Here is a 15,228-nt window from a genome sequence, read left to right as displayed (position 1 = left end):
ACAAGAAACAAGGAAAAAAGCCTCCGACGACCCCCCGACAAACCCCACGGGGCACCCCCCCCCCCCCCCCCCCCCCCCCCCCCCCCGGCGGCACGTTTCTGCGTACCCGCGGAGCGGTTACGCCTCCTCGTGCGACGCCACCGCGCGGCGCGCGTCCGCGTCCAGGACGCCCCAGCTGATCAGCTGCTCGGTGAGGACCGAGGGCGACTGGTCGTAGATGACGGCGAGGGTGCGCAGGTCGTCCTGGCGGATCGAGAGCACCTTGCCGTTGTAGTCGCCGCGCTGGGACTGGATCGTCGCCGCGTAGCGCTGCAGCGGGCCCGCCTTCTCGGCCGGCACCGTGGCCAGCCGCTCCAGGTCCAGGACCAGCTTCGGCGGCGGCTCGGCGGCGCCGCCCGGGGTCGTACCCGGCAGCAGCTCCTGCACCGGCACACCGTAGAAGTCCGCCAGCTCCGCGAGACGCTGCACGGTGACCGCGCGGTCGCCGCGCTCGTACGAACCGACCACGACCGCCTTCCAGCGGCCCTGGGACTTCTCCTCGACACCGTGGAGGGAAAGGCCCTGCTGGGTGCGGATCGCCCGGAGCTTGGCTCCGAGCTGTTTGGCGTATTCGCTGGACATATAGCTCCCCGGCACTGTGTCGACGCGGCTCTGGCTGGTTTCCAGGCCGCGCGGCTGGTAACTCACTGTGAGGTTACGCAGCGTTACTCTCGTGCGTCAAGCCGAATGGTCCACACCGACGCTTCCGTGGTGGCGAAGATCGGTTAGGCCATGAGGGTGATCGGGGGTGTCGCTCCGCGTGAATCGCGACCTGATAGCCTGAGCGGCGCAACCCCGACGTCCTTTAAGGTCCGTCCCGTGAGACGGAGAAGGAGGTCCGTTTCTCATGGACACGCAGGACACGCAGTCCGATGCCCGGCCCGTTCTCGAAGGTCCCGACATCGCGCGGGTACTGACCCGCATCGCCCACGAGATCGTCGAACGCGCCAGGGGCGCCGACGACGTGGTGCTCCTCGGCATTCCGACCCGAGGCGTCTTCCTCGCCCAGCGGCTCGCAGCCAAGCTCGAGCAGATCACCGAGCGCAAGGTCCCGGTCGGTTCGCTCGACATCACCATGTACCGCGACGACCTGCGCATGCACCCGCCGCGTGCACTGGCCCGTACCGAGATCCCCGGTGACGGCATCGACGGCCGGCTGGTCGTCCTCGTCGACGACGTGCTCTTCTCCGGCCGCACCATCCGTGCCGCCCTCGACGCGCTGAACGACATCGGGCGCCCCCGCGCGGTGCAACTCGCCGTCCTCGTCGACCGCGGCCACCGCGAACTGCCCATCCGCGCCGACTACGTCGGCAAGAACCTCCCCACGTCGCTGCGGGAGACGGTCAAGGTCCTGCTCGCCGAGGAGGACGGTCGCGACACCGTGCTGCTCGGCGCCAAGCGGACCGCCCAGTAGCACTTCGGGCGCACACCGACGGTGTGCGCCGGCTCGGCACGCCTGAGCGCGTACCCGTCTGCCCGATTTCGCCTCATTGAACTGCCTTACGGAGCCTGACAGATGCAGCGTCATCTCATCTCGGCCGCCGACCTCACCCGCGACGACGCCGTCCTCATCCTCGACACCGCCGAGGAGATGGCCCGGGTCGCCGACCGGCCGATCAAGAAACTGCCGACCCTGCGCGGCCGCACGGTCGTGAACCTCTTCTTCGAGGACTCCACGCGCACCCGCATCTCCTTCGAGGCCGCGGAGAAGCGCCTGTCCGCGGACGTCATCAACTTCACCGCCAAGGGCTCCAGCGTCTCCAAGGGCGAGTCCCTGAAGGACACCGCCCAGACCCTGGAGGCCATGGGCGTCGACGCCGTGGTCATCCGGCACGGTGCCTCCGGGGCCCCGTACCGTCTGGCCACCTCCGGCTGGATCGACGCGCACGTCATCAACGCCGGTGACGGCACGCACCAGCACCCCACCCAGGCGCTCCTCGACGCCTTCACCATGCGGCGCCGGCTCGTCGGCCGGGACGCCGGGCTCGGACAGGACCTGTCCGGCCGACGCATCACGATCGTCGGCGACATCCTGCACAGCAGGGTCGCCCGGTCCAACGTCGACCTGCTGCACACCCTCGGTGCCGAAGTCACCCTCGTCGCCCCGCCGACCCTGCTGCCGGTCGGTATCGAGACCTGGCCCTGCGAGGTGTCGTACGACCTCGACTCCACGCTGACCAAGTCCGACGCCGTGATGATGCTGCGCGTCCAGCGCGAGCGGATGAACGCCGCGTTCTTCCCCACCGAGCGGGAGTACTCGCGCCGCTACGGCCTCGACGGCGAGCGCATGGCGCGGATGCCCGAGCACGCCATCGTGATGCACCCCGGCCCGATGGTGCGCGGCATGGAGATCACCGCCGAGGTCGCGGACTCCGACCGCTGCACCGTGATCGAGCAGGTCACCAACGGGGTCTCGATCCGGATGGCCGTCCTCTACCTGCTGCTGGGCGGCAACGAGCCCGCCGTGACCCACGCCCGTACCACCGAGGAGAACCAGTAACGATGAGCAAGATCCTGATCCGTGGTGCGAAGGTGCTCGGCGGCGAGCCGCAGGACGTCCTGATCGACGGTGAGACGATCACCCAGGTCGGCACCGGGCTCCCGGCCGGGGACGCCGAGGTCGTCGAGGCCGGCGGCAAGGTCCTGCTGCCGGGCCTGGTGGACCTGCACACGCACCTGCGCGAACCCGGCCGCGAGGACTCCGAGACCGTGCTGACCGGCACCAGGGCGGCCGCGAGCGGCGGCTACACCGCCGTGTTCGCCATGGCCAACACCTTCCCGGTCGCCGACACCGCCGGTGTCGTCGAGCAGGTCTGGCGGCTCGGCAAGGAGCACGGCTACTGCGACGTACGGCCCATCGGCGCCGTCACCGTCGGTCTGGAGGGAAGGAAGCTCGCCGAACTGGGCGCGATGCACGAGTCCGCGGCCGGCGTCACCGTTTTCTCCGACGACGGCAAGTGCGTCCACGACGCCGTGATCATGCGCCGCGCGCTGGAGTACGTGAAGGCCTTCGGCGGGGTCGTCGCCCAGCACGCCCAGGAGCCGCGGCTGACCGAGGGCGCCCAGATGAACGAGGGTGTCGTCTCCGCGGAGCTGGGACTCGGGGGCTGGCCGGCCGTCGCCGAGGAGTCGGTCATCGCCCGCGACGTCCTGCTAGCCGAGCACGTCGGTTCCCGCGTCCACATCTGCCACCTGTCCACGGCGGGCAGCGTCGAGATCGTGCGCTGGGCCAAGTCCCGCGGCATCGACGTCACCGCCGAGGTCACTCCGCACCACCTCCTCCTCACCGACGAGCTGGTCCGCACGTACGACCCGGTGTACAAGGTCAACCCGCCCCTGCGCACCGAGCGCGACGTGCTGGCGCTGCGCGAGGCGCTCGCCGACGGCACGATCGACATCGTCGCCACCGACCACGCCCCGCACCCGCACGAGGACAAGGACTGCGAGTGGGCCGCCGCCGCCATGGGCATGGTCGGCCTGGAGACCGCGCTGTCAGTGGTCCAGGAGACCATGGTCGACACGGGCCTGCTGGCCTGGGCCGACGTCGCCGACCGCATGTCCATCACACCCGCGCGCATCGGACGGGCCGAGGGCCACGGCCGTCCCGTCTCGGCAGGTGAGCCCGCCAACCTCACCCTCGTCGACACGGCATACCGTGGTCCTGTGGACCCCGCGGGCTTCGCCTCGCGCAGCCGCAACACCCCGTACGAGGGCCGTGAGCTGCCGGGCCGTGTCACGCACACCTGGCTCCGGGGCAAGGCCACGCTCGTCGACGGGAAGCTCACGTGACACCTGTAATCCTGCTGGCCGCCGGTAAGGAATCGGCGGAAGTGACCGACTGGGCCGCCCGGATCGGATGGGTCGTCGGACTCGCCCTCTTCGTCGCGCTCGTCTACTGGCTGATGCGCGAGGGCTGGAAGTGGCGAGGCACCCTCCAGGGCGACCTGCCGGAGCTGCACAGCGCGCCGGACGACCCCGGTCCGGCGAAACTGAAGCTGAGCGGCCGCTACCACGGCTCCACCACCGCCGGTCAGTGGCTCGACCGCATCGTGGCGCACGGCCTGGGCACCCGCAGCCGGGCCGAGCTGACGCTCACCGACGCCGGACTGGCTGTCGAACGCCCCGGAGCGAACGACTTCTTCGTCCCGGCACAGGCGCTGCGTGAGGCACGGCTCGACAAGGGCATCGCCGGCAAGGTCCTCACCGAGGGCGGTCTGCTGGTCGTCACCTGGGCGCACGGCGAGCGGCTGATCGACTCCGGCTTCCGCTCCGACCGCGCGGCCGAGCACAACGAGTGGGTCGACACCCTCCACCACATGATCAACAAGACGGAAGGCGCACGATGACAACCTCCACCAGGGGAACCGGCAAGGTTCCCGCCGTACTCGTCCTGGAGGACGGCCGGATCTTCCGCGGCCGTTCCTACGGGGCGGTGGGGGAGACCTTCGGCGAAGCGGTGTTCTCCACCGGCATGACCGGCTACCAGGAGACCCTCACCGACCCGTCCTACCACCGTCAGGTCGTCGTCATGACCGCCCCCCACGTGGGGAACACCGGCGTCAACGACGAGGACATGGAGTCCCGGAGGATCTGGGTCTCCGGCTACGTCGTCCGCGACCCCGCGCGCGTGCCCTCCAACTGGCGTTCGACACGCTCACTGGACGAGGAACTGGCCGCCCAGGACGTCGTCGGCATCTGCGGCATCGACACCCGCGCGCTGACCCGCCATCTGCGCGAGCGCGGCGCCATGCGCGTCGGCATCTTCTCCGGTGACGCGGTCGCCGACGAGACCGCCATGCTCGCGCGGGTGCGGAAGGCCCCCGAGATGAGCGGTGCCGACCTCTCGGCCGAGGTCGCCACCACCGAGCCGTACGTCGTCCCGGCGGTCGGCGAGAAGAAGTTCACCGTCGCAGCCGTCGACCTCGGCATCAAGGGCATGACCCCGCACCGGATGGCCGAGCGAGGCATCGAGGTGCACGTCCTGCCCGCCACGGCGACCGTCGAGGACGTCTACGCCGTGAACCCCGACGGTGTGTTCTTCTCCAACGGCCCCGGCGACCCCTCCACCGCCGACCACGCGGTCTCCGTCATGCGGGCGGTCCTGGAACGCGGCACCCCGCTCTTCGGCATCTGCTTCGGCAACCAGATCCTGGGCCGCGCCCTCGGCTTCGGCACCTACAAGCTGAAGTACGGCCACCGCGGCATCAACCAGCCGGTGCAGGACCGTACGACCGGCAAGGTCGAGGTCACCGCCCACAACCACGGCTTCGCCGTCGACGCCCCGCTCGACAGGGTCTCCGACACCCCCTACGGCCGCGCCGAGGTCTCCCACGTCTGCCTCAACGACAACGTGGTGGAGGGCCTCCAGCTCCTCGACAAGCCGGCCTTCAGCGTCCAGTACCACCCCGAGGCGGCAGCGGGCCCGCACGACGCCGCCTATCTGTTCGACCGCTTCGCGTCCTTGATGACCACCGTCCCGATGGAGGGCCAGCGTGCCTAAGCGCACCGATATCCAGTCCGTCCTGGTCATCGGCTCCGGCCCGATCGTCATCGGACAGGCCGCCGAGTTCGACTACTCCGGCACCCAGGCGTGCCGCGTCCTCAAGGCCGAGGGCCTGCGGGTCGTCCTGGTCAACTCCAACCCGGCGACGATCATGACCGACCCGGAGATCGCCGACGCCACCTACGTCGAGCCGATCACCCCCGAGTTCGTCGAGAAGATCATCGCCAAGGAGCGGCCGGACGCGCTGCTGCCCACCCTGGGCGGCCAGACCGCCCTCAACACCGCCATCTCCCTGCACGGCAACGGCGTCCTGGAGAAGTACGGCGTCGAGCTGATCGGCGCCAACGTCGAGGCCATCAACAAGGGGGAGGACCGCGACCTGTTCAAGGAGGTCGTCGAGGAGGTCCGCAAGAAGATCGGACACGGCGAGTCCGCCCGGTCCTACATCTGCCACACCATGGACGACGTCCTCAAGGGCGTCGACACCCTCGGCGGCTATCCGGTCGTCGTCCGCCCCTCCTTCACCATGGGCGGCGCCGGCTCCGGCTTCGCCCACGACGAGGACGAGCTGCGCCGCATCGCCGGCCAGGGCCTCACCCTCTCGCCGACCACCGAGGTGCTCCTGGAGGAGTCCATCCTCGGCTGGAAGGAGTACGAGCTGGAGCTGATGCGCGACAAGCACGACAACGTCGTGGTCGTCTGCTCCATCGAGAACTTCGACCCCATGGGCGTGCACACCGGTGACTCCATCACCGTCGCCCCGGCGATGACGCTGACCGACCGCGAGTACCAGGTGCTGCGCGACGTCGGCATCGCGATCATCCGTGAGGTCGGTGTCGACACCGGCGGCTGCAACATCCAGTTCGCGGTGAACCCCGAGGACGGCCGGGTCATCGTCATCGAGATGAACCCGCGTGTGTCGCGCTCCTCCGCGCTCGCCTCCAAGGCGACCGGTTTCCCGATCGCGAAGATCGCCGCCAAGCTCGCCGTCGGCTACACCCTCGACGAGATCCCGAACGACATCACGCAGGAGACCCCGGCCTCCTTCGAGCCCACCCTCGACTACGTCGTCGTGAAGGCCCCCCGGTTCGCCTTCGAGAAGTTCCCCAGCGCCGACTCCACCCTCACCACCACCATGAAGTCGGTCGGCGAGGCCATGGCGATCGGCCGCAACTTCACCGAGGCCTTCCAGAAGGCGCTGCGCTCGCTGGAGAAGAAGGGCAGCCAGTTCACCTTCGTCGGCGAGCCCGGCGACAAGGCCGACCTGCTGCGCGAGGCGGTCCGCCCGACCGACGGCCGGATCAACGCGGTCATGGGCGCCATCCGCGCGGGGGCCACCGCCGAGGAGGTCTTCGACGCCACGAAGATCGACCCCTGGTTCGTCGACCAGCTCTTCCTCATCAAGGAGACCGCCGACGAGCTGGCCGCCGCCCCCGAGCTGACCCGCGACCTGCTCGCCGAGGCCAAGCGGCACGGCTTCTCCGACCAGCAGATCGGCGAGATCCGGGGCCTGCGCGAGGACGTCGTCCGCGAGGTCCGGCACGCGCTGGGCATCCGCCCGGTCTACAAGACGGTCGACACCTGCGCCGCCGAGTTCGCCGCGAAGACGCCGTACTTCTACTCGTCCTACGACGAGGAGACCGAGGTCGCGCCGCGGACCAAGCCGGCCGTCATCATCCTGGGTTCCGGTCCGAACCGTATCGGCCAGGGCATCGAGTTCGACTACTCCTGCGTCCACGCCTCCTTCGCGCTCAGCGACGCCGGCTACGAGACCGTGATGGTCAACTGCAACCCGGAGACCGTCTCCACCGACTACGACACCTCCGACCGGCTCTACTTCGAGCCGCTCACCCTGGAGGACGTCCTGGAGATCGTCCACGCCGAGCGTCTGGCAGGTCCCGTCGCGGGCGTCGTCGTGCAGCTCGGCGGCCAGACCCCGCTCGGTCTGGCGCAGGCGCTGAAGGACAACGGCGTGCCGATCGTCGGCACCTCCCCGGAGGCCATCCACGCCGCCGAGGACCGCGGCGCCTTCGGCCAGGTCCTCAAGGAGGCCGGCCTGCCCGCCCCCAAGCACGGCACCGCCACCACCTTCGCCGACGCCAAGGCCATCGCCGACGAGATCGGCTACCCGGTCCTCGTCCGGCCGTCCTACGTGCTCGGCGGCCGCGGCATGGAGATCGTCTACGACGAGACCCGGCTGGAGGCGTACATCGCCGAGTCGACCGAGATCAGCCCCTCCCGGCCGGTGCTCGTCGACCGCTTCCTCGACGACGCCATAGAGATCGACGTCGACGCCCTCTACGACGGCGAGGAGTTGTACCTCGGCGGCGTCATGGAGCACATCGAGGAGGCCGGCATCCACTCCGGCGACTCGGCGTGCGCCCTGCCGCCGATCACGCTCGGCGGCTACGACATCAAACGGCTGCGCGCCTCCACGGAGGCCATCGCGCGCGGTGTCGGAGTACGCGGTCTGATCAACATCCAGTTCGCGCTGGCCGGGGACATCCTCTACGTCCTGGAGGCCAACCCGCGTGCCTCGCGCACCGTGCCCTTCACTTCGAAGGCGACCGCGGTGCCGCTGGCCAAGGCCGCGGCGCGGATCTCGCTGGGCGCCACCGTCGCCGAACTGCGCACCGAGGGCCTGCTCCCGGCGAACGGTGACGGGGGCGAGCTGCCGCTGGACGCGCCGATCTCCGTCAAGGAGGCCGTGATGCCGTGGTCCCGCTTCCGCGACATCCACGGCCGCGGAGTCGACACCGTGCTCGGCCCCGAGATGCGCTCCACCGGCGAGGTCATGGGCATCGACTCCGTCTTCGGCACGGCGTACGCCAAGTCCCAGGCGGCCGCCTACGGCCCGCTGCCGACCAAGGGACGCGCGTTCATCTCGGTGGCCAACCGCGACAAGCGCTCGATGATCTTCCCCGCGCGGGAACTGGTGGCGCACGGCTTCGAGCTGCTCGCGACCTCCGGCACCGCCGAGGTCCTCAAGCGCAACGGCATCAACGCCACCGTGGTGCGCAAGCAGTCCGAGGGCACCGGCCCGAACGGCGAGCGGACCATCGTCCAGCTCATCCACGACGGCGAGGTCGACCTCATCGTCAACACCCCGTACGGCACCGGCGGCCGCCTCGACGGCTACGACATCCGCACGGCCGCCGTGGCCCGGTCCGTGCCCTGTCTGACGACGGTCCAGGCGCTGGCCGCCGCGGTCCAGGGCATCGACGCGCTCAACCGCGGGGACGTGGGCGTCCGCTCGCTCCAGGAACACGCGGAACATCTGACCGCGGCCCGCGACGACTAGCAGCCCCCAGGGGGACACCGGAAACGGTGTCCCCCTCTTCATGAGGACACCATGTACCAGATTCTCTTCACCCTGCTCTTCCAGCGGATGGACCCGGAGCGGGCCCACCATCTGGCCTTCCGCTGGATCCGTCTCGTCGCGCGGGTCCCCGGCCTGCGCACCTTCGCCGCCGCCGTGCTCGCCCCGCGTCACAAGGAACTGCGCACCGAGGCGCTCGGACTGCGCCTGCACAGCCCCTTCGGCCTCGCCGCCGGTTTCGACAAGAACGCGGTCGGCATCGACGGCATGGCGATGCTCGGCTTCGACCACGTCGAGATCGGCACGGTGACCGGCGAACCGCAGCCGGGCAACCCGAAGAAGCGGCTGTTCCGCCTGGTCGCGGACCGCGCCCTGATCAACCGGATGGGGTTCAACAACGACGGCTCGCTCGCCGTGGCGGCGCGCCTGGCCTCCCGCACGCCCGTCTTCAGGACCGTCGTCGGCGTCAACATCGGCAAGACCAAGGCCGTCCCCGAGACCGAGGCCGTCGCCGACTACGTGAAGTCCGCCGAGCGGCTGGCACCGCACGCCGGCTACCTGGTGGTCAACGTCTCCTCCCCGAACACCCCCGGGCTGCGGGACCTCCAGGCCGTCGACCAGCTGCGCCCGCTGCTGACCGCCGTGCGCGAGGCCGCCGACCGTGCGGTCCCGGCCCGCCGGGTGCCGCTCCTGGTGAAGATCGCCCCCGACCTCGCCGACGAGGATGTCGACGCGGTCGCCGACCTTGCCGTGGAGCTCGGCCTCGACGGCATCATCGCCACCAACACCACCATCGCCCGTGAAGGGCTCGGCCTGACCTCCGCACCGGCCGTCGTCCAGGAGACCGGCGGCCTCTCCGGAGCCCCTCTGAAGGCACGCTCCCTCGAGGTGCTGCGCCGCCTCTACGCGCGCGTGGGCGACCGGATCACCCTGGTCGGGGTCGGCGGCATCGAGAACGCCGAGGACGCCTGGCAGCGCATCCTGGCCGGTGCCACGCTGGTCCAGGGCTACAGCGCGTTCATCTACGAGGGCCCCTTCTGGGCCCGCGCCATGCACAAGGGGCTCGCCGCGCGGCTGCGCACCAGCCCCTACGCCACGCTCGCCGACGCGGTGGGCTCCGACGTGAGGACAACGGTATGACCGGTCTGGCACCCTTCGGCGCGCGTCTGCGCCGCGCGATGGACGAGCGGGGCCCGCTGTGCGTGGGTATCGACCCGCACGCCTCTCTGCTCGCCGAGTGGGGTCTGGACGACAACGTGGCGGGTCTGGAGGCGTTCAGCCGCACGGTCGTCGAGGCGGTCGCCGACCGGGTCGCCGTACTCAAGCCGCAGAGCGCCTTCTTCGAGCGCTTCGGCTCGCGCGGTATCGCCGTCCTGGAGAAGACGGTCCAGGAGGCACGGGCGGCGGGCGCGCTGGTCGTCATGGACGCCAAGCGCGGTGACATCGGCTCCACCATGGCCGCCTACGCCGAGTCGTTCCTGCACCGGGACGCGCCCCTGTTCTCCGACGCGCTCACCGTCTCTCCCTACCTCGGCTACGGCTCGCTGAGCCCGGCTGTCGCACTGGCCCGTGAGACCGGCACGGGGCTGTTCGTCCTGGCGCTGACGTCCAATCCGGAGGGCCGCGAGGTACAGCACGCGGTCCGCCCCGACGGGCGCACCGTCGGGGCGACCATGCTCGGGCACCTGGCCCTGGAGAACGCCGGCGAGGTGCCGCTCGGGTCCTTCGGAGCGGTGGTCGGCGCGACCCTCGGCGACCTGTCCTCGTACGACCTGGACATGGGCGGCCCGGTTCTCGCCCCCGGCATCGGAGCGCAGGGCGCCACGGCGGCCGACCTCCCCGCGGTGTTTGGGAGCGCGGTGCGCAATGTCGTGCCCAACGTCAGCCGGGGGGTGTTGCGCCACGGTCCCGACGTGGTCGCTCTGCGTGACGCCGCGGTGCGGTTCGCGGAGGAGGTCCGGGACGCCGTGACGCCGGCCTGAGAGCGGCCGACGAGGGATTCCGTGGTCGTCGCACCCTGAATCCATCCTCAATTCCGTGTCGTTATACCCTAAATGTCCGGCCTGACGGAGGCTGACCAGGACTTTTCCTCGGTTCTCGCTGACTCCGGCGGAGTTGGCCGCTAGTCTCCGACGGAGAGTGAACGGGCAAGCGTGTTGCTCGTGGCTCCTCAGGTGTGGGGCGACTAGGTTCCTCACCGGTCCGTATCCGACAGTTCGACATCCGAGGTGACGTAGGCGTGGCTCTTCCGCCCCTTACCCCTGAACAGCGCGCAGCCGCGCTCGAAAAGGCCGCCGCGGCTCGCCGGGAGCGGGCCGAGGTCAAGAATCGACTCAAGCACTCCGGCGCCTCGCTTCACGAGGTCATCAAGCAGGGCCAGGAGAACGACGTCATCGGCAAGATGAAGGTCTCCGCCCTGCTGGAGTCCCTGCCGGGCGTGGGCAAGGTCCGCGCCAAGCAGATCATGGAGCGACTGGGTATCTCCGAGAGCCGCCGCGTACGCGGTCTCGGTTCCAACCAGATCGCCTCCCTGGAGCGCGAGTTCGGCAGCACCGGTTCCTGAGTCCCGGGCACTCCGGGATTGCTGGAATAATCGCTGCATGACTGAACGTCCGCGGCTGACCGTGCTCTCCGGCCCCTCCGGGGTCGGCAAGAGCACGGTCGTCGCCCATATGCGCAAGGAACACCCCGAGGTCTGGCTCTCGGTGTCGGCGACGACCCGGGGGCCCCGCCCCGGGGAGCAGCACGGGGTCCACTACTTCTTCGTCACCGACGAGGAGATGGACAAGCTGATCGCCAACGGTGAACTGCTGGAGTGGGCCGAGTTCGCCGGCAACCGCTACGGCACACCCCGCGCGGCGGTGCTGGAGCACCTGGACGCGGGTGTGCCCGTGCTGCTGGAGATCGACCTCCAGGGCGCACGGCAGGTCCGCGAGTCCATGGCCGAGGCGCAGCTGGTGTTCCTGGCCCCTCCCTCCTGGGAGGAGCTCGTGCGCAGACTCACCGGCCGTGGCACCGAGTCGGCGGAGGTCATCGAGCGCCGGCTCGCGGCCGCGAAGACCGAACTGGCCGCCGAGCCGGAGTTCCACACCACCCTGGTCAACACCTCCGTCGAGGACGTCGCCCGCGAGCTGCTAGCCTTGATGAACGTCGTGTGATCGTGAGCAATCGTTCACCGGTCGGATCGACTGAATCTTTCCCATCCATCGGAAGGTAGAGCGTGTCCTCTTCCATCTCCGCGCCCGAGGGCATCATCAACCCGCCGATCGACGAGCTCCTCGAGGCCACGGACTCGAAGTACAGCCTCGTGATCTACGCGGCCAAGCGGGCCCGCCAGATCAACGCGTACTACTCGCAGCTCGGCGAGGGCCTGCTCGAGTACGTCGGTCCCCTCGTCGACACCCACGTCCACGAGAAGCCGCTCTCGATCGCCCTGCGCGAGATCAACGCGGGACTGCTGACCTCCGAGGCCGTCGAAGGCCCCGGCCAGTAACCGGTCAGTACGTCGTATCAGCGGTTTGCAGCTGACTTTTCCACAGGCCCGGCAGCATGTCTGCCGGGCCTGTGGTGTCTCATGGGGTTGGTCGCACATTTTCCGAGGTCCGGGGAGAACCGGTGGACAAGCCGAAGGTCGTTCTGGGGGTCAGCGGAGGCATCGCCGCGTACAAGGCCTGTGAGCTGCTCAGGCGGCTGACGGAGTCGGGGCACGACGTGCGTGTCGTCCCCACCGCCTCCGCGCTGCACTTCGTCGGCGCCGCCACCTGGTCCGCCCTCTCCGGCAACCTGGTCTCCACCGACGTCTGGGACGACGTCCACGAGGTGCCCCACGTCCGCATCGGCCAGCACGCGGACCTGGTGGTCGTCGCCCCGGCCACGGCCGACATGCTGGCCAAGGCGGCCCACGGCCTGGCCGACGACCTGCTGACCAACACCCTCCTCACCGCCCGCTGCACCGTGGTCTTCGCCCCCGCCATGCATACCGAGATGTGGGAGCACCCGGCCACCCAGGACAACGTGGCGACGCTGCGCGCGCGGGGCGCCGTCGTGGTCGAACCGGCCGTCGGCCGTCTCACCGGCGTCGACACCGGCAAGGGCCGGCTGCCCGACCCCGGCGAGATCTTCGAGGTCTGCCGCCGGGTGCTCGCCCGAGGTGCCACCGGGCCGGACCTCAGCGGCCGGCATGTCGTCATCAGCGCCGGAGGCACCCGTGAGCCCCTCGACCCCGTCCGCTTCCTCGGCAACCGCTCCTCAGGCAAGCAGGGGTACGCCCTCGCCCGCACCGCCGCCGCCCGGGGCGCCCGCGTCACACTGATCGCGGCCAACCCCGCGCTGCCCGACCCGGCGGGCGTCGACATCGTCACCGTCGGGACCGCCGTGGAACTGCGTGAGGCCGTCCTCGGCGCCGCCGCCGACGCGGACGCGGTGGTCATGGCCGCGGCCGTCGCCGACTTCCGCCCGGCGGCCTATGCGACAGGGAAGATCAAGAAGAAGGACGGACAGGAGCCCGAGCCCATCACCCTGGTGCGGAATCCGGACGTCCTCGCTGAGATCTCCAGCCTCCGGGCGCGGTCCGGACAGGTGATCGTGGGCTTCGCCGCCGAGACCGACGACGTGCTGGCCAACGGCCGCGCCAAGCTGAAGCGCAAGGGCTGCGACCTGCTGGTGGTGAACGAGGTGGGGGAGCGCAAGACCTTCGGCCTGGACGAGAACGAGGCCGTGGTGCTGGGCGCCGACGGGAGTGAGACCCCCGTCGCGCACGGCCCGAAGGAGGTGCTGGCCGATATCGTCTGGGACCTGGTGGCCGAACGCCTCGGACGAGCGGCTGAGGCGCCCCTTGGACCCTAGGACATCTTCCACCAGGGCGTGGCACCTCTGGCGAGCATCACCCGCTCCAGGGAGAATGCCCGTGCCGCAGGTCACAGCACTCCCGGTAGGCGAGACAGGGGCCCCGTGGCGCAGCTCGACCGATAAACTGTCCGACGGACGGCGCCCGGGTGCAGCCCCCGCCGTCCGCCAATGATCAGCCAGCAGCCGCTGCAACCCCAGGGAGCATTGTGTCCCGTCGTCTGTTCACCTCGGAGTCCGTGACCGAGGGTCACCCCGACAAGATCGCTGACCAGATCAGCGACACCATCCTCGACGCGCTGCTCCGCGAGGACCCGGCGTCCCGGGTCGCCGTCGAGACCCTGATCACCACCGGCCTGGTGCACGTGGCCGGCGAGGTCACCACCAAGTCGTACGCGGACATCGCGACGCTGGTGCGCAACAAGGTCCTGGAGATCGGCTACGACTCCTCGAAGAAGGGCTTCGACGGCGCCTCCTGCGGCGTCTCGGTGTCGATCGGCGCGCAGTCCCCGGACATCGCGCAGGGCGTCGACGCCGCCTACGAGGCCCGTGTCGGGGGTGCCGCCGTAGAGGGAGAACTGGACGAACTGGACCGGCAGGGCGCCGGCGACCAGGGCCTGATGTTCGGCTACGCGACGGACGAGACGCCGACGCTCATGCCGCTGCCGGTCTTCCTCGCCCACCGCCTGTCCAAGCGCCTGTCCGACGTGCGCAAGAACGGGACCATCCCCTACCTGCGCCCGGACGGAAAGACCCAGGTCACCATCGAGTACGACGGTGACAAGGCGGTCCGTCTGGACACCGTGGTCGTCTCCTCCCAGCACGCCTCCGACATCGACCTGGAGTCGCTGCTCGCCCCCGACATCCGCGAGTTCGTCGTGGAGCCGGAGCTGAAGGCGCTGCTGGACGAGGGCATCAAGCTGGACACCGACGAGTACCGGCTGCTGGTCAACCCCACCGGCCGGTTCGAGATCGGCGGCCCGATGGGTGACGCGGGCCTGACCGGCCGCAAGATCATCATCGACACGTACGGCGGTATGGCCCGCCACGGCGGTGGGGCGTTCTCGGGCAAGGACCCCTCCAAGGTGGACCGCTCGGCCGCGTACGCGATGCGCTGGGTCGCCAAGAACGTGGTGGCGGCCGGACTGGCCGCGCGCTGCGAGGTGCAGGTGGCGTACGCGATCGGCAAGGCCGAGCCGGTCGGTCTGTTCGTGGAGACCTTCGGCACCGCCAAGGTCGACACCGAGAAGATCGAGCGGGCCATCGACGAGGTGTTCGACCTCCGCCCGGCCGCCATCATCCGCGACCTGGACCTGCTGCGCCCGATCTACGCCCAGACCGCCGCCTACGGCCACTTCGGCCGTGAGCTGCCCGAATTCACCTGGGAGCGCACTGACCGCGTGGACGCCCTGCGCAAGGCGGCGGGGCTGTAGGTCCCACCCCGCGTCTCCCCGTGGGGGGGGGGGGGGGGGGGGGGGGGGGGGGGGGGGGGGGGGGGGGGGGGGGGGGGGGGGGGAGGTTA

14 protein-coding genes are annotated in these 15,228 nt (G+C 70.1%); 13 read left to right on the top strand and 1 reads right to left on the bottom strand.

The window, feature by feature from the left end:
- Nucleotides 1-117 precede the first annotated feature (117 nt).
- Entirely contained in the window at nt 118-621 is a 504-nt protein-coding gene (gene bldD, locus ACZ5C2_RS32620) for a transcriptional regulator BldD (RefSeq protein WP_018570201.1), read from the bottom strand.
- A 265-nt stretch (nt 622-886) separates the two neighbouring features.
- Here bldD and pyrR point away from each other — a divergent pair, with 265 nt between their 5' ends.
- The 13 genes from pyrR (at nt 887) to metK (ending at nt 15,139) form a co-directional block, all read left to right on the top strand.
- A complete protein-coding gene (gene pyrR, locus ACZ5C2_RS32615; RefSeq protein ID WP_468799428.1) occupies nt 887-1,453 on the top strand; it encodes a bifunctional pyr operon transcriptional regulator/uracil phosphoribosyltransferase PyrR in 567 nt (188 codons plus the stop codon).
- A gap of 102 nt (nt 1,454-1,555) precedes the next feature.
- On the top strand, nt 1,556-2,539 hold the full coding sequence (locus ACZ5C2_RS32610) for an aspartate carbamoyltransferase catalytic subunit (RefSeq protein WP_468799426.1): 984 nt from the start codon (nt 1,556-1,558) through the stop codon (nt 2,537-2,539).
- A 2-nt stretch (nt 2,540-2,541) separates the two neighbouring features.
- Nucleotides 2,542-3,828 (top strand): dihydroorotase, encoded by a 1,287-nt coding sequence (locus ACZ5C2_RS32605; protein WP_468799424.1) that lies wholly within the window; start codon nt 2,542-2,544, stop codon nt 3,826-3,828.
- On the top strand, nt 3,825-4,385 hold the full coding sequence (locus ACZ5C2_RS32600) for a PH-like domain-containing protein (RefSeq protein WP_468799422.1): 561 nt from the start codon (nt 3,825-3,827) through the stop codon (nt 4,383-4,385). The genes ACZ5C2_RS32605 and ACZ5C2_RS32600 overlap by 4 nt, the downstream gene beginning before the upstream one ends.
- Nucleotides 4,382-5,539 carry a glutamine-hydrolyzing carbamoyl-phosphate synthase small subunit gene (carA, locus tag ACZ5C2_RS32595; protein WP_468799420.1) on the top strand — a complete coding sequence of 386 codons (1,158 nt, stop codon included), beginning with the start codon at nt 4,382-4,384 and terminating at the stop codon, nt 5,537-5,539. Before ACZ5C2_RS32600 ends, carA begins: the two co-directional genes overlap by 4 nt.
- Nucleotides 5,532-8,843, top strand: coding sequence for a carbamoyl-phosphate synthase large subunit (gene carB, locus ACZ5C2_RS32590; protein WP_468799418.1), 3,312 nt, complete (start codon nt 5,532-5,534; stop codon nt 8,841-8,843). The genes carA and carB overlap by 8 nt, the downstream gene beginning before the upstream one ends.
- Before the next feature lie 51 nt (nt 8,844-8,894).
- Nucleotides 8,895-10,001 (top strand): quinone-dependent dihydroorotate dehydrogenase, encoded by a 1,107-nt coding sequence (locus ACZ5C2_RS32585; protein WP_468799416.1) that lies wholly within the window; start codon nt 8,895-8,897, stop codon nt 9,999-10,001.
- Nucleotides 9,998-10,843, top strand: coding sequence for an orotidine-5'-phosphate decarboxylase (gene pyrF / locus ACZ5C2_RS32580; RefSeq protein ID WP_468799414.1), 846 nt, complete (start codon nt 9,998-10,000; stop codon nt 10,841-10,843). The genes ACZ5C2_RS32585 and pyrF overlap by 4 nt, the downstream gene beginning before the upstream one ends.
- Nucleotides 10,844-11,100: 257 nt before the next feature.
- Nucleotides 11,101-11,424 (top strand): integration host factor, encoded by a 324-nt coding sequence (locus ACZ5C2_RS32575; RefSeq protein ID WP_003977346.1) that lies wholly within the window; start codon nt 11,101-11,103, stop codon nt 11,422-11,424.
- 37 nt (nt 11,425-11,461) lie between these two features.
- Nucleotides 11,462-12,019: a guanylate kinase gene (gmk, locus tag ACZ5C2_RS32570; RefSeq protein ID WP_468799412.1), complete on the top strand. Its 558-nt coding sequence runs from the start codon at nt 11,462-11,464 to the stop codon at nt 12,017-12,019.
- A gap of 62 nt (nt 12,020-12,081) precedes the next feature.
- Nucleotides 12,082-12,354, top strand: a complete 273-nt coding sequence (rpoZ, locus tag ACZ5C2_RS32565) for a DNA-directed RNA polymerase subunit omega (RefSeq protein WP_004933985.1) — start codon at nt 12,082-12,084, stop codon at nt 12,352-12,354.
- 122 nt (nt 12,355-12,476) lie between these two features.
- Nucleotides 12,477-13,706 (top strand): bifunctional phosphopantothenoylcysteine decarboxylase/phosphopantothenate--cysteine ligase CoaBC, encoded by a 1,230-nt coding sequence (coaBC, locus tag ACZ5C2_RS32560; RefSeq protein ID WP_468799410.1) that lies wholly within the window; start codon nt 12,477-12,479, stop codon nt 13,704-13,706.
- Between the two features lie 209 nt (nt 13,707-13,915).
- Nucleotides 13,916-15,139 carry a methionine adenosyltransferase gene (gene metK / locus ACZ5C2_RS32555; protein ID WP_468799408.1) on the top strand — a complete coding sequence of 408 codons (1,224 nt, stop codon included), beginning with the start codon at nt 13,916-13,918 and terminating at the stop codon, nt 15,137-15,139.
- Nucleotides 15,140-15,228 lie beyond the last annotated feature (89 nt).

Source organism: Streptomyces sp. NPDC031365, assembly GCF_055569765.1.
This window is presented reverse-complemented; position numbering and strand designations above follow the sequence as displayed.

Excerpts from the sequence above, each read along its gene's own strand:
- bldD (WP_018570201.1), bottom strand. The coding sequence starts at position 621 with ATGTCCAGCGAATACGCCAAACAGCTCGGAGCCAAGCTCCGGGCGATC.
- pyrR (WP_468799428.1), top strand. The coding sequence starts at position 887 with ATGGACACGCAGGACACGCAGTCCGATGCCCGGCCCGTTCTCGAAGGT.
- ACZ5C2_RS32610 (WP_468799426.1), top strand. The coding sequence starts at position 1,556 with ATGCAGCGTCATCTCATCTCGGCCGCCGACCTCACCCGCGACGACGCC.
- ACZ5C2_RS32605 (WP_468799424.1), top strand. The coding sequence starts at position 2,542 with ATGAGCAAGATCCTGATCCGTGGTGCGAAGGTGCTCGGCGGCGAGCCG.
- carA (WP_468799420.1), top strand. The coding sequence starts at position 4,382 with ATGACAACCTCCACCAGGGGAACCGGCAAGGTTCCCGCCGTACTCGTC.
- ACZ5C2_RS32585 (WP_468799416.1), top strand. The coding sequence starts at position 8,895 with ATGTACCAGATTCTCTTCACCCTGCTCTTCCAGCGGATGGACCCGGAG.
- pyrF (WP_468799414.1), top strand. The coding sequence starts at position 9,998 with ATGACCGGTCTGGCACCCTTCGGCGCGCGTCTGCGCCGCGCGATGGAC.
- gmk (WP_468799412.1), top strand. The coding sequence starts at position 11,462 with ATGACTGAACGTCCGCGGCTGACCGTGCTCTCCGGCCCCTCCGGGGTC.